Annotated in this window: 18 protein-coding genes; 7 read left to right on the top strand and 11 right to left on the bottom strand. The window is 64.9% G+C overall.

Going from position 1 to position 18864, the window contains the following annotated elements; translation table 11 throughout:
- Positions 1–4: 4 nt before the first annotated feature.
- From FY549_RS09590 to FY549_RS09555, 9 genes are all read right to left on the bottom strand, one after another.
- Complete coding sequence (locus tag FY549_RS09590) at positions 5–340, bottom strand: DUF6804 family protein (RefSeq protein ID WP_045262820.1); 336 nt, start codon at positions 338–340, stop codon at positions 5–7.
- Complete coding sequence (locus FY549_RS09585) at positions 337–879, bottom strand: signal peptidase II (RefSeq protein WP_045262819.1); 543 nt, start codon at positions 877–879, stop codon at positions 337–339. Before FY549_RS09585 ends, FY549_RS09590 begins: the two co-directional genes overlap by 4 nt.
- Before the next feature lie 2 nt (positions 880–881).
- Positions 882–1031 (bottom strand): hypothetical protein, encoded by a 150-nt coding sequence (locus tag FY549_RS16515; RefSeq protein ID WP_156149084.1) that lies wholly within the window; start codon positions 1029–1031, stop codon positions 882–884.
- Between the two features lie 279 nt (positions 1032–1310).
- Entirely contained in the window at positions 1311–2324 is a 1014-nt protein-coding gene (locus FY549_RS09580; RefSeq protein WP_149084824.1) for an NAD(P)-binding domain-containing protein, read from the bottom strand.
- Positions 2321–2986, bottom strand: coding sequence for a DsbA family protein (locus tag FY549_RS09575; RefSeq protein WP_149084823.1), 666 nt, complete (start codon positions 2984–2986; stop codon positions 2321–2323). The genes FY549_RS09580 and FY549_RS09575 overlap by 4 nt, the downstream gene beginning before the upstream one ends.
- An 87-nt stretch (positions 2987–3073) precedes the next feature.
- Positions 3074–3535, bottom strand: coding sequence for a hypothetical protein (locus tag FY549_RS09570; RefSeq protein ID WP_045262769.1), 462 nt, complete (start codon positions 3533–3535; stop codon positions 3074–3076).
- Positions 3536–3592: 57 nt separating this feature from the next.
- Positions 3593–4252 carry a copper resistance protein CopC gene (locus FY549_RS09565; protein WP_158297115.1) on the bottom strand — a complete coding sequence of 220 codons (660 nt, stop codon included), beginning with the start codon at positions 4250–4252 and terminating at the stop codon, positions 3593–3595.
- Entirely contained in the window at positions 4249–6150 is a 1902-nt protein-coding gene (locus tag FY549_RS09560) for a cytochrome c oxidase assembly protein (RefSeq protein ID WP_149084822.1), read from the bottom strand. The genes FY549_RS09565 and FY549_RS09560 overlap by 4 nt, the downstream gene beginning before the upstream one ends.
- Entirely contained in the window at positions 6147–6719 is a 573-nt protein-coding gene (locus FY549_RS09555) for a DUF3515 family protein (RefSeq protein ID WP_200838705.1), read from the bottom strand. Before FY549_RS09555 ends, FY549_RS09560 begins: the two co-directional genes overlap by 4 nt.
- Positions 6720–7330: 611 nt before the next feature.
- Here FY549_RS09555 and FY549_RS09550 point away from each other — a divergent pair.
- Positions 7331–7705, top strand: coding sequence for an ArsR/SmtB family transcription factor (locus FY549_RS09550; protein ID WP_101846729.1), 375 nt, complete (start codon positions 7331–7333; stop codon positions 7703–7705).
- 275 nt (positions 7706–7980) lie between these two features.
- Positions 7981–9780, top strand: coding sequence for a heavy metal translocating P-type ATPase (locus FY549_RS09545; RefSeq protein WP_149086071.1), 1800 nt, complete (start codon positions 7981–7983; stop codon positions 9778–9780).
- A 152-nt stretch (positions 9781–9932) separates the two neighbouring features.
- Here the strand turns inward: FY549_RS09545 and FY549_RS09540 are convergent, their stop codons facing one another.
- Both FY549_RS09540 and FY549_RS09535 read right to left on the bottom strand, forming a co-directional pair.
- On the bottom strand, positions 9933–10874 hold the full coding sequence (locus tag FY549_RS09540; protein ID WP_101846731.1) for a cation diffusion facilitator family transporter: 942 nt from the start codon (positions 10872–10874) through the stop codon (positions 9933–9935).
- A complete protein-coding gene (locus FY549_RS09535; protein WP_200838708.1) occupies positions 10874–11239 on the bottom strand; it encodes an ArsR/SmtB family transcription factor in 366 nt (121 codons plus the stop codon). Before FY549_RS09535 ends, FY549_RS09540 begins: the two co-directional genes overlap by 1 nt.
- A gap of 169 nt (positions 11240–11408) precedes the next feature.
- Here FY549_RS09535 and FY549_RS09530 point away from each other — a divergent pair, with 169 nt between their 5' ends.
- The 5 genes from FY549_RS09530 to FY549_RS09510 all read left to right on the top strand — a co-directional run bounded on the left by FY549_RS09530 (position 11409) and on the right by FY549_RS09510 (position 18373).
- Positions 11409–11993, top strand: coding sequence for a hypothetical protein (locus FY549_RS09530; protein WP_149084821.1), 585 nt, complete (start codon positions 11409–11411; stop codon positions 11991–11993).
- 127 nt (positions 11994–12120) lie between these two features.
- Positions 12121–12741 carry a hypothetical protein gene (locus FY549_RS09525; protein ID WP_101846739.1) on the top strand — a complete coding sequence of 207 codons (621 nt, stop codon included), beginning with the start codon at positions 12121–12123 and terminating at the stop codon, positions 12739–12741.
- Between the two features lie 21 nt (positions 12742–12762).
- Complete coding sequence (locus FY549_RS09520) at positions 12763–15258, top strand: phage/plasmid primase, P4 family (RefSeq protein ID WP_149084820.1); 2496 nt, start codon at positions 12763–12765, stop codon at positions 15256–15258.
- Positions 15259–15270: 12 nt separating this feature from the next.
- Positions 15271–16992, top strand: a complete 1722-nt coding sequence (locus FY549_RS09515; RefSeq protein WP_149084819.1) for a DNA polymerase — start codon at positions 15271–15273, stop codon at positions 16990–16992.
- Between the two features lie 541 nt (positions 16993–17533).
- Entirely contained in the window at positions 17534–18373 is an 840-nt protein-coding gene (locus FY549_RS09510) for a hypothetical protein (RefSeq protein ID WP_149084818.1), read from the top strand.
- Positions 18374–18864 lie beyond the last annotated feature (491 nt).

The following is an 18864-nucleotide window of genomic DNA, read 5'->3' as shown; positions in this document are numbered from 1 at the left end:
GACATCAGGGTCGGGGGAACTTGATAAGGCTTCCCGCTACCAGGAAGACGACTGCTGCCGCGGGCTGGATTCCGGTCCAGACCGGTCCGGCGAACGGGAAGGGCATGACGGGATTCCACAGGACGGCGATGGCGATGAACACCGGGATCCACCACCAGTGGCGCGCTTGCACGGCGAACCATCCGACGATGACCGCGAGGATCGACGTGACGTAGAGGATGACCGAGGCCCAGTCACTCGCCAGCAGCACGGGGGCGAGGAACAGCACCGCGGCTGCGAGCAGACTCGGAGCAAGAGCGTTCCGCTGATAGGTGGAAGGGGTCCGCTTCTTCTGTGTCATGAGCGTCCCCATCCTTCGCTCATGTCCTGTGGCATCGAAGCGGGAGGCGTGACGACGTCGTCCTCTGGACCACGGCGGCGCCGAAGTAGCCCGACGACCAGCACGACGGCACCGACCCCCAGCGCCACGTCCGCCAGATTGCCGATGAAGAGGTCCGAGTAGGCGAGGAAGTCGGTGACGTACCCGCGGCCGAACGCAGGGGGTGCGAAGAGACGGTCCAGGACGTTGCCGATGGCTCCCCCGAGAATGAACCCGATACCGACCGCCCACCACGTGGTACGGGATCGGATTGCGCTCCTGATGAGCACGACCGTCGCTGCGATTCCGACTGCGGTCAGCAGCGGAGTCGCGCTGGAACCGAACGACAGGATGGCACCCGGGTTGAACGCCAGTTGCAGCCCGAAGAGGTCTCCCAGTAGCGGAATGCGCTCCGTGGTACTCAGTTGCGCCAAGGCGACCGCCTTCGACACTTGGTCGATGATGACGGTCGCACCGGCGACGGCGAACGCGATGGCGAGCTTCGGCACGCGCGCACTCATGATCACGCGCCTCCTTCCGTGTCGGCCGCTGCTCGGTCGCGCCGGCGGCGCTTCCACCCGGCGAACGCGACACCGACAGCGCCCGCTACGAGAACGAACCCCATGCCGATGACGAACAGGATGCCGAGGAACCCGAGATCGTCTCGTTCCACCGGCCGCTCTCCGTTCTGCCTTTGATGACGGTCCTTGTCCGACTCTGTCTCTTCGGGCGACGGCGAAGGCGACGGCGTTGAACTCTGTTCCGGAGTGGGGGACGCGGTAACTGGTGCGACGTCCCCAACTGCGGACGCTGAAACCGAAGGCGAAACCAGCAGGACCGTCGCGAGGATCAGCAACGCACACGCGACGGCACCCCACGCATGTTTCGTCGTGGCCATCGGATGTCTCATGTGTGATCCTCGTTTCGGTCGGTGCATTTCGGACGAACGTATTCAGGGGCGCTTCATGATGTGGCGTGCAATCGAGATCGCGTCACGGCGTGCCCCGTCGAAGGTGTCTGAATCCTGGCTACCGTGGCTCGGCATGCCGACGACGAACAGACCTGGGACGCTCGTAGTCCCGCGCTTCCGGCGACTGGACGTGGCATCGAGTACCGGACGGGGAAGCCAGCCGTCCGCGGGCAGGTATCCGGTCGCGTAGATGATGGACTGCGGAACGATACGACGACCATCGTCGAAGACGATGTGTGCTCCGTCTGCGGCGATGGCCGCAGGCAGCACCTCGATGCCGAGTTGTTCCCATTCCGGATCCAGTGCGAGAGCTGCCCCACCTCGCGCTTTTGCCCGACGCCGCCCGACGCCGCGTCGTGCCGGTCGAACTGCGGAGACCGCCGACGGCTGGGACGACAGCGTGACGCGGTGCGTGCGACTGAGCTCGCGCGCGATCTCTTGGCCGCTGTGGCCGGCTCCGACGACCAGCACGTCACCGCTGGGAATCTGGCTCGGTCCGCGATAGTCGGCGCTATGAACCATGATCCCCGTTACCGCGGCGTCTACCGCCCAGTTCGGGATCCGAGGTCGAGCCGCGGACCCGGTGGCGCAGACGATGTTGCGCGTCTGTACCGGCCCTTCGTTCGTTGACAGAAGCAGAGTGGATCCGTCCCCCAGACGGTCCACGCCTGTCGCTCTGCTGCCCCACAGCGTCGTGAGGCCTAAGGCGGCCTCGACGTCGAGAAGATGCTGTTCAAGCTCTCGCGGTGACGGGCGTCGATAGGGGTCGCCTGTGAGATGCCGGCCGGCGACCGTGCTCCGCCCGGCCTCTGTCAGGAGTGTCATCGACGACCAGCGGAACGCCCACGAACGACGCCCGTCAGGATTGCTGTCGATGACGGCGAAGTCCCGTTGCGGCTTCAGGCCCGAACGCGAGAGTTCGGCGGCGACGGAGAGACCGGCGTGGCCGGAGCCGACGATGATGACTCGACGATGAGAGAGGCCTAGGAGTGTCATGTTCCCTTGCCCGCTGAGAGGATCGCGTTCTCGAGGTCGTCGTAGCGCTCGAGTGTGATGGCATCGCCGTTCACGAAGAACGTCGGAGTTCCGCTTACTCCCAGTGCCTGACCGTCGCTGTAGTCGAGATCGACTCGTGCGACCGTCGCGGGGTCAGAGATCGCGGTATCGTAAGCGGCCATGTCCAGGCCGATCTCCTCAGCGAAGCCTCGGAACAAGCTCGCCCGCGATTCCTGAGCTTCACCCCATTGAGCCTGCGTCTCGAAGAGCTTGCGGTACATCTCCTCAAGGCGTCCCTGCTGCGCAGCCGCTTCGGCCGCGAACGCGGCATTCCTGGAGTTCAGGTGACCCGGTAGCGGGAAGTAGCGGATGACATAGGTGATCTCGCCGTCGTAGCGCTCGCGAAGGTCTTCGACCACGGGGTAGAAGGCTCCGCACGCTTCGCATTCGAAGTCGAGGAATTCAACGACGGTGACTGACCCGTCTCCCCCGTCGTCGAGAACGTGCGAGTTCTCGCGGAGCACCTGCGCCGTAGAGCTTCCGTTCTCGGATTCTGGCGGCGCAGTGTTCTGCTGGTTAACGATGACGACGATTACCGCGACGATAATCAGGACGATGGTTACGGCAAGGGCAGCGAGGCCGGCTTTGACGGCGGGTTTCATCAGGTACTCCAAGGACTGTCGACACGGTCGAAGGTCGAGCGGTTGCTCGATGGGATGCGCACGCGCGAAGCGCGACGCTTCGACGGGTCAGGTCCGGGAGATTCCGAGCGTCGCCAGAGTCAGCGACGTCCGCCTCAGGGGGATGCTATTCGGAGCGGCGCTCGTTCGCGGCTGAGCCGCGTGGGTCTCCACGACCACGGCTGTCGTGCGCCAGAGCAGCCGATAGAGCATGACCGCTGCGACGAGTCCGCAGAGAAGACCGAGGACGCACAGCACAGCGCCCGTGACCGGGTCTACTTGTGCAGCGCCCGTGGCGAGCTGTATCACGACGCCTGCGGGTGCCGCAGCGGCTGCGTCAGCGCCTGATTCATCGGCGTCGAGCGACGTGCTGGCGGTAGTTGACGCCGTGGTGACATCGGCACTTCCGTGCTCGGCTGCGCCGACGGCGAAGATCAGGAGGAGTGTGAGCCCGATGATGCTAATGAGCCGCATTATCATCTGGCTGCGATCCGGCCGCCCGTGGCAGGCGACCCGGATCGAATGGAACACGATTCGATTGTAATCGTCGCTCCTACTTCTTCCTTTGAATGAGCCGTAATCACTCGGTCACTCCGCGCGCTTGCGTCGACGGTGCACCACGAGCACGGTCGCCATCGCCAGAACTCCCAGCACGACGACGCCTCCGACGACCGCCAGGGCCACGACGCTCTCATCTGCCCCGTCAGCGCGCGGCTCTCGGTCGGTATCTTGTGTGGGCGCCGCCGAGTTGGTGGCGTCGGTCGGCATCGGGGTACTGGTCAGCGCTGCTCCTGGTTGAGTACGGGTGCCTTCGTTCCCGCACGCCGGTGCGTCCCAACCGAGTGCGACGGTCGCCGTCGGATCCGCTGCGTAGTCGAACTGGTATGACTCGGAGATGGGGTGCCCGTCGCTGGACACAGCGTTCCAGAGCACCGTGTAGGTGCCCGACGCTCCGAGGGCGACGGGGGTGGTGAGCACGTTGAGTTCGATGGTGGAGCACGACGACTCGTAGAAGAGCCCGTCGGGGCCCTGCACCTGGGCGAAGCTCGTCTGGCTGAAGTCGATGAGCTCCCCGCTGAAAGTCAGTGCGACTGTGTCGAGGTTGGTGACTGTCTCGCCCGCCGATGGCACAGCGTCGGTGAGATTGTCATGTGCGGAGGCTGGGGTTGCGGTCAGCAGCACGATTGCGACAGCGGCGGCGCATACGGCACCGCTCACGCGGCGGATTCGGGTGGAGACGGATGTCATGAGATGGCCTTTCGAGTGGAGTGGAGGGGTCGGTCGACCTCCTGTGGTGAGCGAGTGGAGTGCCCGCTGAGTATGTAGTCGACGCTGAGGCCGAAGAGGAGCAGCATCGGCGCCGAGAGCAGGATCACCATGCCGGCTGCTTGTTGGTCCGCCATCGGCTCCAGGCCCCATTGACGACCCATCGCCCCGAACCAGCTCGCAGCAATCAGGCCGCTCTGAAGCAGCACCCAACTGCCTACACTCGCCAGCGCGGCAGCCGATCCGAACACGACAACCACACGCATCCGCCGGGGATATGTGCCGGCAGGACGGAGGATCGCAGCGGTCACCAAGCTTCCCGCTACGAGCAGCGCGACGACGCGCAATTCATGCACCAAGGGATCGGCGAGGGAATCGCGCAAGAGGCCAGTGGCGGATACGCCCCACACGATAAAAGCGAACGTGCACATCGCGACTATGGGGTGGCGCAGGAAGAGGACGATCCGCGAGCGCTCCCCTGCTTGCAGCCACTCGCGGATTCCACGACTCCCATCGGTGCGGTTGGTGATTCCCTCCAATGCCAGGCGATATGGCGCGCCAAACACGAGGAGGGAGGGAACCACGAGGAGCATGAGCATCCGTCCCGCCGCGTCGACGCTGTGGAGGTAGTCGGAGTAGACAGCGACCGCCCCACCGTTCACCCAAGCCAGCAGCACCATCCCGCTGATCCAGGCGAACGTGCGCAGGCCGCTCCACCCCTCGCCGCGTTGCCGCAGGCGACGGACACCCATCAGATAGAAGAAGACTCCGAAACCTGCGACCACCGCCCACAAGAGATTCACGTCGTTCCCGCTCAGCCAACCGACGAGTGTGAGTTCGGGTGGAAGCGGTGCTTCGGTGAGGATCTCAGCCGGTGTCGTCAGCGCCGGAGCTGAGGTGTCTGCCGGCGCTGGCGTGCGGGCGAGCGCCGCTGCGGCACCACTCGCGATGCCCATGACCGCGAACTCGACGGTGACGAACGTCCAGAACGGTGCCCGCTCTCCGACCCCACGGCGGATGTACCACCGACGGTGCGCGACACCCACGACGCCGAGGAGCGTGAGCGCCACCACCTTCACCAAGAGCACAGCTCCGTACGCGCTGAGAAGTTCTCGCCAGCCGCTGACAGACGTCATCGCGCGGGCGACTCCGGACACGGAGACGACCACGAAAGCGACGAGTGCGATGGTCGAGTATCGCTCGACGATTGCCCGCAGACGGTGCTCGCGCGCAGACGGCCTGAGGAACACCAGCGCGAGAAGACCGCCGAGCCATACCGCCGCGCTGGTGATGTGCAGCACGAGCGACATGACCGCAGCATCATGATTGGCGAGGCTTCCGGAATGACCTTGCGTGGCCATCGGGACCAGCGACGCCAGCGAAAGGAACGTCAGCAACAGCGCGGCCGCCCATCCCCGGAACGCATACGAGATCACCGTGAGTATCGCGGCCATCACTGTTGTGATGAGCCAGACGCGACCCAGCTCCGTCTCGAGGAGGAATCTGCCGAACTGCTGACCGAATCCCGGGCCGAGTGACACCTCAGGATTGAACGATGACAGGAAGGTGAGATAACCAGTGACTCCTGCGCCGATGGTGAGCACTGCGGCACCGATGGAGGCGACATCCAGGGCGGTATCGAACTCCTTCTCGCCCTGTGTGAGAGCGTACGCAGCAAGGACGGCCGATCCCACCATGACCGCCGCCCCGAGGTTGACGATGAGCTTCGCGACCGGCAGTCCCCACCGGACGACCGCGCCGGGGTCGCTGGTGACCCGTGGATCAGCCCCGCCACCTATCACCAATCCCAGAAGGAGCGCGACCAGCGCCGAGGTGAGCAGGAGTGCGGGTCCGACCAGTCGGAGCCCCCTGGCGTTCACGGGAGGTCTCCGGAGCCGCCCGTGGTCGGCGCGTCCTCGTCGTCGGATGACGCGGTGTCCGGCGCGGAGCAGGCGGACGTTTTCGGCAGCATCTGGACCGCGGGTGCGAGGGCTTGCAACGCGGCATCCGCGGAGAGCTTCGTCGTATCGACGTAGGCCTGGGCTGCGGGCGTTCGGCCGTAGGTCGTCAAGCGCAGGTAGGGGGAATCTTGTTCGTCGACGATCCAATCGACGGAGTTGATGGTCACGCATTGCAGCGTCGTCGGTGCTGGCGGCTCGAGCCCGCAGGTAAAGACGACGATGGTCGGGTCTCCCCATGCGGCGGTCGCTTGGGCATCGGTCGTGCGACCGGTGAACTCTCCGACGGCTGCGGGAAGCCGAACCGTCACGTCGGCGCATTCGGGGGCGTTCGCATTCGTCGCAGGTTTCAATGCGACAGTGGACGCGCATCCCGAAAATGTCGCGAGCAGGCCGATGAGTGCGCCGGCTCCGAGGATTAGGTTCCGCGAAACGGCGCGCCGATTGACTGAGACCTCGGCGGGGGTCGGGGTGAGGGGCGTGTTCTCCAAGTCATCTCTCCAAGCTGTCGACGACGTGCGTCGATCCGCATCCGCGCGATGGCACGGATGAAGGCGGCACTGAGCCGGAGAGTCAGGTTCGGGAGATCTGCAGCCGCGCGAGGTCAGGGCGCAGCAGATGTGGTCCCTGAATGCGCGGAATCGATGCGCGGTGCGCGGAGTCTCGTGAAGGGGCTTGCATCGGGATGCGGAGTCGCGCGCGGGAGAGTCGGGCGAATACCAGCACGCCGAGAAGCGCGCCGACTATGCACACAGCGGCGGCGACATCAGATGATCCAGCAGAGGACACCGCGGACTGGTCTCGTTCGTCGTGCTCACTCGACAACGAGAAGCTTTCCGGTGACGCTGTGGCTGACGTCGCAGTCTCAGCGTGGACAGTGCTCGCGATACCGAGCGTGAGAAGCAGAGCAATAATGATCCCGAAGAGCACCCTCATCGCAAGCGGCCCGCGGGGGACGTGCGCTGAGCGTCCGGTGTTCGTGCGCCGCATCATCCTCTCCAGTCTACGTTGCGGTCGCCCGGCGAAACTCCACACCCGCATCCAGAGCTCGAGCGCACCGCTCTGTTGAAGGATAAGTCAGCAAGCACTGTATAGTCATTGCATGCTGACCATTGCTTCTCGTCTCGACGTGATGAACCGATTGGGGCGCGCCATGGCTGACCCCACTCGTTCTCGGATTCTGCTGGAACTGCTTTCCGGGCCGGGATACCCGGCGCGCTTGTCCGAGGCACTGGATCTGTCTCGCACCAACGTGTCGAACCATCTCGCGTGTCTTCGAGGGTGCGGCATCGTGGTCGCGACACCGGAGGGACGTCAGACGCGGTACGAGATCGCGGATCCGCATGTGACTCGAGCCATCACTCTGCTGGTGAACACGGTCCTCGCGGTCGACGACGGAGAGGCGTGCACGGACGAGAACTGTGACGTGCCTCTATGCTGCTCGCCTACCGACAGGTCGATGGAGGAGATCCGATGAGCGAGGAATGCTGCGGCCCGGTCGAGCCACGCCAGACGAGAACTGTCCGTCGGCTCGAGCTACGCCAGCCCTCTGCCGCCGCAGACGCCTGCTGCGGACCCGACCCCATCACGTCCGATTCATCATCGAGGCGAACGCCGCTCCTGGAGGACGACGCCTGCTGCGGACCGGCTTCCCCCCGCGACGCGGATCATTCGCGCGGGGACGCTGAGCACGAAGAACGGCCACCGCTCTGGCGCGACACCGCGCTCCTGCCGTCCGCGGTTGCCGGCGTGATGCTGCTGGCAGGTTATGTCTTCGAGTGGTCCGGACTGCCGGTTCCGGCGCTTGTCCTCCAGACGGTCGCACTCCTCGCGGGTGCGTACACGTTCGTCCCCGGGGCGATCCGCCGCCTGGTGCGGGGCCGACTCGGCGTCGGCCTTCTGATGACCATCGCCGCCATCGGCGCCGTAGCTCTCGGCCACGTGGGCGAAGCTGCAGCGCTGGCGTTCCTGTTCTCGCTTGCCGAAGCTCTCGAGGATCGGGCTATGGATCGGGCGAAGGAGGGACTACGCGCGCTGCTGTCGCTGATCCCGGAGACCGTGCGTGTCTCGCGCCTGAACGGTGACGTGACGATCCCCGCCGCGGAGGTCCGCGAGCTCGACATCCTCGTCGTCGGTGCGGGAGAACGGATCGCGACGGATGGCGTGGTGGTCGAGGGCCGCTCCGGCATCGACACGTCTGCCGTGACGGGCGAGTCGATCCCGGTGGAGGTCGGACCGGGACACGCCGTCCCCGCGGGATCGGTGAACGGGGCTGCGACGTTGCGGATCGAAGCAACCGCCGACGGCCGCGACAATTCCCTCACCCAGATCGTCGAGCTGGTCGAGCAGGCGCACGCCCGCAAGGGCGAGCGGGCCCGCCTGGCGGACCGGATCGCCCGCCCACTCGTGCCGGCCGTGCTCATCATCGCAGCCCTCGTGGCCGTGTTCGGGTTCATCGTCGGGGATCCCGGCCTGTGGATCGAGAGGGCGCTCGTCGTGCTCGTCGCCGCGTCCCCGTGCGCTTTGGCCATCGCCGTTCCGGTGACGGTCATCAGCGCCATCGGTTCGGCCTCGAAGTTCGGTGTGGTCATCAAGTCCGGCGAGGCCTTCGAACAGTTCGGCACCATCCGCACCGTCGCGCTCGACAAGACCGGCACCCTCACGCGCAACGAGCCGGAGATCGTCGCCGTCGTGCCTGCTCACGGTCGCTCCCGCGAGGAGATCATCTCCCTCGCCGCCGCCCTCGAGACCACGAGCACTCACCCGCTTGCCGCCGCCATCATTCGCGCCGCGTCCGACATCCCCGCAGCGACAGATGTCGTCGAAGATGCCGGCCACGGCCTCACCGGCCTCGTCGGCTCCACCCGCGTGCGGGTCGGGAACGCACGCTGGCTCTCGGAACTGGGTGAGCTCACCAAGTCCGCCGACGAGATGGCCGGAGACGGTATGACCGTCGTCGTCGTCGAGACCGACGGTCAGGTCTCGGGCCTCATCGGCGTGCGGGACGAACTGCGCCCCGAATCCGCCGAGACCATCTCCATGCTGAACGCGCAGGGCATACGCACCGTCATGCTCACCGGCGACAACCAGCGAACCGCCTATGCCCTCGCCGCCCGCGCCGGCATCAGCGACGTACGCGCCGAGCAACTCCCCGCCGACAAGGCCGCCGCCATCACGGCCCTCGTCACGGAGAGTCCGACGGCCATGGTCGGCGACGGCATCAACGACGCCCCCGCCCTTGCCACCGCGACCGTCGGGATCGCGATGGGTGTGAAAGGCTCAGCTGCGGCCATCGAATCCGCCGACATCGCCTTCACCGGTAACGACCTTCGCCTCATCCCCGCAGCCCTCGCCCACGCCCGCCGCGGACGGCGCATCATGACCATCAACATCGCACTCGCCCTGGCCATCATCGTCGTTCTGTTCCCCCTCGCCTTGTTCGGCGTTCTCGGCCTCGCTGGTGTCGTCCTTGTCCACGAGGTCGCCGAAGTGGTCGTCATCCTCAATGGCGTCCGTGCCGCCCGACGCCGCGGGATCGGATTCTCGCGGTGACGACTTCGGTTTCCGCGTCGACGGACTTCGTTACGGAAGTTCGGGGTTTGGACGCATCACCACTGAAGTTGTGCTTCAGCGAGTGTCAGAGCGAGCGTTCGGCGCGTATCGGAGCAGCATCACCTTGAGGCAGCGCGGTAAGCCGCGTCCACCTATGCATGCCGGACAGACGTTGACTCGTGGTCGGCGACCGTCTCGGTCTCGAGTTGAAAGGTCGAGTGCGCGACCGAAACTTCGAAGTGTTCAGCCACACATTCCCGAATGTCACCCAACACCGTCATGGCGTGTCCGTCCTGGAAGCACTCGTCGCGAACTATGACGTGCGCGCTCAGCGTGGGCAACCCAGTGGCCACGGTGGATGCGTGAACGTCATGCACATCGACTACATGCTCGAGCTTGAGAATGTGTGCCCGCACGTCCTCGAGGTCCAGGCCTTTGGGAGTGAACTCCATGAGAACACTGCCGGTCTCACGCATCAATATGAACGCGCGGGGGACGATGAGAGCGGCGATGAGTATTCCTGCGAGAGCATCTGCCTGCTGAAACCCTGTCGTCGCGATGACGATGGCCGCGACGATGACACCGAGTGAACCAAGAGCATCGTTGAGAACTTCGAGGAAAGCGGCCCTCATGTTGAAGTTCGCGCCACGACTCGATGCGAGCACCGCGATTGCAACGATGTTGGCGGTGAGCCCGATGATGCCGAAGACGAGCAACTCCCCCGCTGGTACTTCTGGCGGCTCGAACAGGCGACGGATACCTTCGATTGCCGCGTAGGTTCCGACCGCCAGGAGCAGCGCCGCTTGGGCGAGTGCTGCTATCACTTCAATCCGTCGAAAGCCCCAGGTGCGCTTCGAGCTCGGCGGGCGCAGCATCAACGTTGCCGCGATGAGCGCGACGAGAAGTCCTGACGCGTCGGTGATGACGTGCGCGGTGTCCGTGAGCAGAGCGAGGCTGCCGGTGATGACGGAGCCAACCGCCTGCGCCGCCACGATGGCGACGGTGATGGCGAAAGCGATCCAGAGACGGCGGCGGAAGTCTCCTGGCATGCCTTCTTCGGTCATGGTTGGCCCGTGGTCATGTCCCGCACCCATTACACTGCCCTTTCTCTGTCGCTTCGTAAGTGCTCACACAGCACCAAGTCCTTTCCAGTGGCGCCTAGCAGCGCTTCCGCGGCAACCATCACGACCCGCAGAGCCTCAGGATGCGCGAGGCCGTACCACGTCGCGGGGCCGTCTGGTCGAGCGACAGCAAGGCGACATTCAATGAGGAATCCAAGGTGCTTGCTCACGGTCGACTGCGCGAACCCCATGTGCTCAACGAGGTCGCGCACTCGATGCTCTCCGGACGAGAGATGCTGAACGATAGCCAGTCGCGTGGGGTCAGCGAACGCCTGGAAAAGGTGTGCGTACGCGTAAGTCGCCTCCGCGTCCAACTTAAGCAAGTCGCGTTCTATCATCGCCATACGACGATGATAGAACGCAGTCGCTACACCGTCACGGTTCGACGGCAACTGATAAGGACATTCACTTGCACTGGGCATGAAGCATGAAGGTACGTTCGCTCATTGACACTGCGAAGATCAACGCACGCGCCACGCAAGTCGGTACGCGTGAGAAGATGACTTCATGGATCCACTTGAAGTTGGTCGCATCGCGCTCTCTGATGCCGTGCGTGCCTATCTGAATGGACCGCCTCACGAGAAGACCGGCCCGATGAAAGCGGCGGGTGCGGCAGTGTTCCAAGCGCGTCAGCATTTCGAACTCGCCGACGGAACGAAGGACATCCTCGGCCGCAGCCCCGGCTACCGGGCTTGGTTGGCAAGTGCGCTCGCTGCAACTGGCCTTCCCCGTCAACGTCAGTCGGGATTCCTTTCCGCTCTCCGCCATCATGTCTCCACCGAGATGCGCGCTCGCCTCTCACCGGAAGTGCTTCAGATTCACGGGGTCGCACCTGTCGATGCCGCGACTCGGACCCGACTACGCCGTCGAAGTGAGCGGCTGCAAGCTGACCTTCGCTCTTCACGGAGGTTGCCGCCACTCGATGATCCGAAGGAGATCGTCAAGCTCCTCGAGACCGTCACCGTTGCCTTAGGTCGTATCCACTACGACACACGCGACGCCGATGTCGAGTCGGCGCTAAGCCGGCTGGGAGATGCGCTGAGCCGGATCTCCGCGTCAGGTCCGGAGAACACCGAAGAGATCTACTTCTAGACATTCCCAAAAGCCCCCGTGCTCGTCAGCACGGGGGCTTTCTCGTGCCCGCAGAAGTTTTCTGAGCAGTGCTGAAGCAACCCGGCGAGGTACCTGGCGTCCGCATCTCAGCACGTCAGGAATCTTCATGGTCAACCCCTCCCCCCGCACTCCCGTCGTAGGTCGCCTCCGATTCGCCCACCAGCTGCAGGGAGTCCCCGAGTCACTGGACTCCTGGCGTGTCACCACCGACGACTCGACGGTCGCCAACTCGCTGCACCGGGTTCTCGGCGGAACGGCTCCACGCCCTTGGCCGGGGCCGTCGCAGGACACGCTCGAGGTCCTGACCGCCGCGTCCGAGCTGAACGTCATCATCACCTCCTCCATGTCGTTCCAGACCCGGTTCTTCCGCAAGAACACGGACCCCGACTACACGAGCACCGGAGACGAGCTCATCCTCCCGGACAGCTCCCGAGTTCCCGACCCGGACCGCGAACTCAGCCTGCTGCAGCGACGGCGGCGGGCGCGCGACACCGGAGAACGGCCTGTCACCAGCCTGTACTGCCAGCTCGCCGCAGCACCGGACCTGGGGACGCTCCTGTTCCGGTCCACTTCATGGGACCTCGCTGAACGCCTCCGCCGAGCGGACATCCCTCAACGGCTCGAAGCCGCTGGTCGCGATGTTCCGGCGACGCTTCGCATCTCAAAGACCCCGACCGGACGCGCCACCCTCTCGCACGCGACCGCACACCTTCTTCTCAACGACTGACCCAGACAAGAACCGACCCTCATGCTCTACTCCGAACTCATCTCCCGCCTGAACGTGACTGGCCGCACGAGCGACGGCATCCTTGCTGTCTGTCCAGCGCACGAGGACCGTCCCGAGAACCCGCATCTGCGGATCACCATCACCGAGCACGGCAAGGTCCTCATTCACTGCCGGGTCGGATGCTCCAACAAGACCGTGCTCAAGGCACTCGATATGACGCTCCGCGACATCGCGACCATCGACATCTCTGACGCGCCGCCGCTCCGCTCCTCAACGTCGAAGACCCCCGCGGGGGTCGCGGAGATCGCTGCCCTCGCGACGCAGTTGGACACGTGGTCGGCCAACCTCGACGACGACGGCCGCAACTATGCCCAGCGTCGGTTCGGGATCACGAGCGCAGATGCCGAACGACTGCAGCTTGGCTCGGTGACCCAGGGCGGCGTCCGTCGACTCGTCGTCCCGTTCCTGACGCCGCAGGGCGTCCCCCGCGGCTACCAAGGACGAGATATAGACGGAACGCACGCCGTGAAGTGGCTCGGACCGAAGAACCCGAGGGGATCGGCATGGAGCCGGATGGCGTGGCTCCCGGGCTCCACGGACTGGAACGAGGTCCTCATCGTCGAGGGCCCCGGCGACGGGCTGACTGCCGCCGCCATCGGGTACGACGCCATTGCCATCGCCGGTGCCGCGGGAGTGAACGCTAGCAACGCCGACGAGATCGCCTCGTGGGTAGACGGTCGGCCTGTGGTGATCTGCGGAGATGGCGACACCGCCGGCAGCAACTTCAACTCCAACCTCGCCAAGCTCCTCGTCGAGCGCGAAGTCTCCGTGCGAGTTCTTGACGTGCCCGAGGGCCTCGACCTCTCCGACTGGCGCGCGCAGGAGGGCGAAGCCTTCCGACCACTCCTCATGCATGCCATCGCCGAGAAGAAGCCGCTCGCTTTGGTCGAAGTCTCCCGTCGCTCCTGGAACGAGAAGCTCTACTCGCTCACCGACCTCGGGGCGGCTCGCTACCTGCTCGCCTACATCAAAGGGCTCGGCGCTGATCTCCGGTACACACCGGAGACAGGCTTCATGACCGTCGACAAGGGCGTCTGGCGTCCTGATGGAGTTCAGCAGGTCCGTACCTGGGCTCAACAGGTCGCCGACATCGTCCGCGCTCATGCTGCGGTAGAGGTCCAGAACGCGGAGGGGAAGGCCCGTGACAGCGACGAACAGGAGCGAGCGACGCGCTGGTCTCGATTCGCCGCGGCGGTGCAGTCCTCGAGAGGCCTCTCCGCGATGGTCCGCGAGCTCCAAGCTCTCCCCGGCGTCGGCGTCAGCTTCACCGCGTTCGACCAGCACAACCATCTGGCCGCGTTTACCAACGGGGTGGTGGATCTGCGCACCGGTGACCTCGGCCCGCACGATCCCTCGTTACTGCTCACCAAGTCATTCCGATTCGACTACGACCCTGAAGCCACGGCGCCCCGATGGGTGCGCTTCATCGAAGAGGCCCACCCGGAGAAAGAGGGCGTCGTCGAGTACTTCCAGGTGCTGCTCGGCTACGGGATCACCGGCCACACGTCCGAGGCGTGCTTCATCGTCAACTACGGCGTCAAGGGCGGCAACGGCAAGAGCACGATGCACGAAGCGATTGCAGACGTCTGCGACGACTTCACCGTCACGACCGCATTCTCGGTGTTCGAGGAGAAGCCCGCCGGAGGGATCTCGAACGACACCGCGGCTCTCAAGGGCGCCCGGTTCGCTCTCGCATCCGAGGGCAACGCGGGCAAGGCGATGGACGAGGCCAAGCTCAAGAGCGTGACTGGCGGTGACCGCGTTACCGCGCGGTTCCTCCACAAGGATAACTTCACGTTCAAGCCGAACTTCCTGCTGCTGCTGGCCTCGAACAACAAGCCAGCCTTCAAGGGACAGGACGGTGGTCTCTGGCGGCGCGTCAAGATGATCCACTGGAACCACTCCTTCACCGAGGCCGGGACCGCCGATCCGAACCTCGGGGCCACGCTGCGTAGCGAGGCACAGGGAATCGCCACCTGGTTGGTTCAGGGTGCCGTGCGCTGGCATCGCGAAGGACTTCGTGACCCACAGTGGATCAAAGACGCGACGAAGACCTACAAGGCCACGAGCGACGCTCTCGCAGGGTTCTTCCCCGGCAATTTCGTCGCCGACGCGAGCTCGCGCTGCGATGGGGCAACGCTCTACGAGTCGTACACCGCGTGGACCAAGGCCGAAGGACTTCCCCTCAAGGAGGTGTGGACGCGGCGCGCGTTCTATGGAGCGCTCACAGAACGCGGCCTCGTTCAGCGCAAGACCAACAAGGGTCAAGCCTTCGACGGGATCCGTCCCGCCAACGACGCGGATCGTGCGAAGGCAGCAGAGGAGGACAAGGCGAACTCCGTCGCGTTGCCCTCGCCAGAGACCGCGGTGACCGCGGTGACCGCGTCGGTCCGCGACGTCCCTTCTCTCGACGACTGGCTCGCCGAGGCGCCCACGCCCGACCCCATCCCCGTCTGAGGCACGTCCATCATGCAGATCATCATCGATTCCCCAGAGTTCTCGGCTGACCTCGCAGCGATGCGCGAGGCATTCGCCTCAACGAACATCATCGCCGTCACGATCCCGCCTGTGGACATCTACCAGCCGAACGCGAGACTGACCCACGTGGCGTTGGCCGCCGACACAGGCGCCTGGGTCCTGCGGGTTGACCTGTGGCGCCAAGTCATCAGGGACTCTCTGGGCGGTGGCCACCGGCTCGTGATGCACGACGCGGCCCACACCATGGAGGCGCTCGACCGACACCTCGGAGTCACCATCGAGCAACTCGCCGGAGCGACCTTCGACACGCGGGTGCTCACACACCTCTTGGACCCGCGACCCCGCAAGGACGGCGGTTCCGGGCACTCTCTCACAGAAGCAGTACGACAGTACCTCGCGCCGGAAGCGCCGAGCACCGAGAACGTGGCCGATCCCGAACTACTGGGCGTACGCGCACACCTGATCCTCAGCCTGTTCAGAAGGATCGCCCCGATGATCCATGAGCTCGACCTGACAGCCTTGGCCACAAAGGAGCATCGGCTCCAGGCACTCACGTCGACGATGGCGCGGCGAGGTGTCCGCGTCGACCGCGAGTACACAAAGTCGCTGAACGACGTTCTCGGTAACGACGCAACTCGCTGGACCCTTCAAGCAGCTCGATACGGCGTGACCAGCGTCCAGAACCCTTCGCAGGTCGCTTCGGCACTTCTCGCCATGGGTGAGCACTTGACTGAGCGCACCAAGAGCGGAGTGTTCAAGGTCGACAAGACCGTCCTTCTGCCTCTCGCCGACCTCACCGAAGACGGTGAGCGGAGAGGAAGAAGGAATCCGAACTCGCTCGCAGAGGCGGTCATTCACGCGCGACGAGCGCAGGGGTGGAAGGAGTCGTACACTCGCCCCTTCCTCTTCCAGACCGATGTCGAGGGTCGTATCCATCCGTCCATCACGACGCTTGCCGCGCGCACGGGACGCATGTCGCTCTCCCGCCCAGCACTCCAGCAGCTGCCCTCCAAGGGCTGGTCAGTGCGGAGGTGCATCATCGCGGATCCTGGCCAGGTCATCATCTCGCTCGACTTCAAGCAGATCGAGATGCGAGTGCTTGCCGCACTGTGCGGAGACCAAAGGATGCTCGACGCGATCCTAGGCGGACAAGACCTCCATAACTTCACGGCGAGCCTCGTCTTCGGGCGGAACTTCACGTCGCGACAACGGGATCTGAGCAAGCAGATCGGTCTCGGGAAAGTGTACGGCGGGAGCGCTTCTACAGTGTCCCTCCAAACCGGTATCCCCGAGGCGCAGGTGGAGCCGGCGATGCGCAAGTACGACGAGCTGTTCCCCGGCATCAAGCAATACGGGAAGCGACTCATCGCCGATGCGCGTCGGCGCGAGCGTTTCGAGGTCGTGAACGTTCACGGTCGACTTCTGCCCCTAGATGGATCACGCGCGTTCACCGCGACCAACTACGCCGTTCAGTCCGTTGCGCGTGACATTCTCGCGGACTCCTTGATCCGCCTCTACGACTCCGGCTACGGCAACAACCTGTTGCTGCCGGTACACGATGAGGTCGTGGGACAGGCTCCGGTCGCCGAGGCCGAGAAGACGGTACTCCGGATGAAGGAAGTGATGGAGACGGACTTCATGGGTGTGCCCATCCTCGCTGATGCAGAGGTCTACGGCCCGTCCTGGGGCCACGGTTACGGCGCAACCGCGTAGACGCTCGTCGCGCGCAGCGGTGAACCCCGAGCGGCATGAAGAGCTCGCCGACCGCCTCGATCCCGAGCCTCAGATAGCGAAGCCGTCATGCAGATCAACGATCCGCATGACGGCTTCGTCGTTTCCGCTGTCGAGTTCGGGCGGGCCTTTGACGCGGCACAGCAGCTGCCTCCCAGCGTCATGTAGCCCTCAAGCGATATTGCGTCGACCACCCCTTCGTTCCGACCCGACCCGAACACTCTCGCCAGTTGGCGCGATTTTCGGCTTGACCAGCGTGTTCGCCTGCTCGCGAACCCGACCTGCAACCAGCAACCGACAGGCAGTGCGCTCATTTCGAGGCGGACCGCATAGGGGGACTACGGAAGCAACCGATTCGGGTCACCTGAGCGGGCGTGCTGAGGCACGTTCCCGCAGGCGCGCCGGGCCGCTTCGGAGCTTGCCGCAGGGTAACCGCGGCAAGCGCTAACCCCACAACTGAACACCTTGACCGAACCACATCCGAACCACGCAAATCATTTCGCGTGACTTCCGAAAGACCCTCATGAACTTCAACGACATCTTCATCACGCCCGACAACGAGACGCGGGAGCAGCTGACCGCCGAGCAGGAAGCCCACCTCATCGCAGAGGCGCGTCGGGAGGTCAATCAGCGCCGCCGCCCGCACTTCGAGCAGCTGCTGTGGCAGTACATCCCCGCTCTGCGCGGACGGGCTGCCTCTGAGTACCGCCGCATGGGCGGCTCGGTCGACATCGACGAAGTCCGCTCCAACGTCCTCGCCGGCTTCACGGAGGCGGTGTTCACGAACAAGGCGGGGGTGCGACTCATCCAGACGCTCGAGCGTTCCATCCTCCGTGCCGCAGACGAAACGAACATGCAGGGCGCCATGACCATCCCGGCCCAGCGACGCCGCGAGTATCGCACCGCGATGACTGAGGCGGGCGGCAACCTCGATTCCGCCATCGCGCAGGCACGCGGCGTCCTCGCGGAAGCGTCGATGCGCGCCCTGCACAGCGCGCTGGGCGGACACTCCAGCATCGACGAAGACACCGCGCACTCGAGCATCGCGCTCGACCCCTATGACGACATCGACTGCGTCCTCGACGTGGCGCGCGCACTCGCCGCGTTGACCGCCGGCAGCGACGGGAAGACCGGCCCCCTTCTCATCATCAATCGAGCATTCGGTCTCAACGGCGACGACAGCGCCGCCGACGCGGTCATCGCTAAGGAACTGAAGCGGGCCGCACTCGACAACCCCGACGCGAACGGCGCACGGTGGACGCCCTCGCGGGCAACCATCCAGCGGGTTCGGGAGACCGCGCTCGCTCTGATGCACGACGCGCTGTGCGCCGGCCACGACCCTCGTTGCAACCGCGTGCACTGATTGCCGATGGGCGCGTGTCCGACGGTGAATGCACCCCGGGCGCGCGCCCACATCCCGAGCATGGATCATGATCCGGGCTTGCCGGTTAGGTGACTCGGAACCGTAGGTCGAACGACAACGAAGTCATTACCTAGGAGATCCGCACCCTCCTGTAACGCGCGGAACGAGTTCATGAGGATCCGGCCGCGCTGCCAGAATCCTCGTTCGACCAACTCGCGTCGAACGCGATGCCACGGTTGCATGCGCCCGCGTGAGTATGTCGATCCCTCGCGCCCCTTCAGGCAAGCAACGTCGAGAAGCCTTCGGACGCGGCAAATCGCTGTGACCAAACGGTGGTGTCGAGTTGGCGATTGAGTCTCCGCCCACCTTCGTCTTACGCATCGGCGAGCGCTCCGAGACGGCCTGAACAATCGCGCTCAGCGCTTGCGGGCACGGATCGCGGCCTGACCATTCGAACGGTCCTCCCGGAGCGATAATCGCCCATACGAGGT

The organism is Microbacterium sp. 1S1, assembly GCF_008271365.1.
GTDB lineage: Bacteria > Actinomycetota > Actinomycetes > Actinomycetales > Microbacteriaceae > Microbacterium.
This window is presented reverse-complemented; position numbering and strand designations above follow the sequence as displayed.

Excerpts from the sequence above, each read along its gene's own strand:
- FY549_RS09520 (WP_149084820.1), top strand. The coding sequence starts at position 12,763 with ATGCTCTACTCCGAACTCATCTCCCGCCTGAACGTGACTGGCCGCACG.
- FY549_RS09550 (WP_101846729.1), top strand. The coding sequence starts at position 7,331 with ATGCTGACCATTGCTTCTCGTCTCGACGTGATGAACCGATTGGGGCGC.
- FY549_RS09590 (WP_045262820.1), bottom strand. The coding sequence starts at position 340 with ATGACACAGAAGAAGCGGACCCCTTCCACCTATCAGCGGAACGCTCTT.
- FY549_RS09515 (WP_149084819.1), top strand. The coding sequence starts at position 15,271 with ATGCAGATCATCATCGATTCCCCAGAGTTCTCGGCTGACCTCGCAGCG.
- FY549_RS09535 (WP_200838708.1), bottom strand. The coding sequence starts at position 11,239 with ATGATAGAACGCGACTTGCTTAAGTTGGACGCGGAGGCGACTTACGCG.
- FY549_RS09585 (WP_045262819.1), bottom strand. The coding sequence starts at position 879 with ATGAGTGCGCGCGTGCCGAAGCTCGCCATCGCGTTCGCCGTCGCCGGT.
- FY549_RS09525 (WP_101846739.1), top strand. The coding sequence starts at position 12,121 with ATGGTCAACCCCTCCCCCCGCACTCCCGTCGTAGGTCGCCTCCGATTC.
- FY549_RS09575 (WP_149084823.1), bottom strand. The coding sequence starts at position 2,986 with ATGAAACCCGCCGTCAAAGCCGGCCTCGCTGCCCTTGCCGTAACCATC.
- FY549_RS09580 (WP_149084824.1), bottom strand. The coding sequence starts at position 2,324 with ATGACACTCCTAGGCCTCTCTCATCGTCGAGTCATCATCGTCGGCTCC.
- FY549_RS09540 (WP_101846731.1), bottom strand. The coding sequence starts at position 10,874 with ATGGGTGCGGGACATGACCACGGGCCAACCATGACCGAAGAAGGCATG.
- FY549_RS09510 (WP_149084818.1), top strand. The coding sequence starts at position 17,534 with ATGAACTTCAACGACATCTTCATCACGCCCGACAACGAGACGCGGGAG.
- FY549_RS09545 (WP_149086071.1), top strand. The coding sequence starts at position 7,981 with ATGCTGCTGGCAGGTTATGTCTTCGAGTGGTCCGGACTGCCGGTTCCG.
- FY549_RS09565 (WP_158297115.1), bottom strand. The coding sequence starts at position 4,252 with ATGACATCCGTCTCCACCCGAATCCGCCGCGTGAGCGGTGCCGTATGC.
- FY549_RS09530 (WP_149084821.1), top strand. The coding sequence starts at position 11,409 with ATGGATCCACTTGAAGTTGGTCGCATCGCGCTCTCTGATGCCGTGCGT.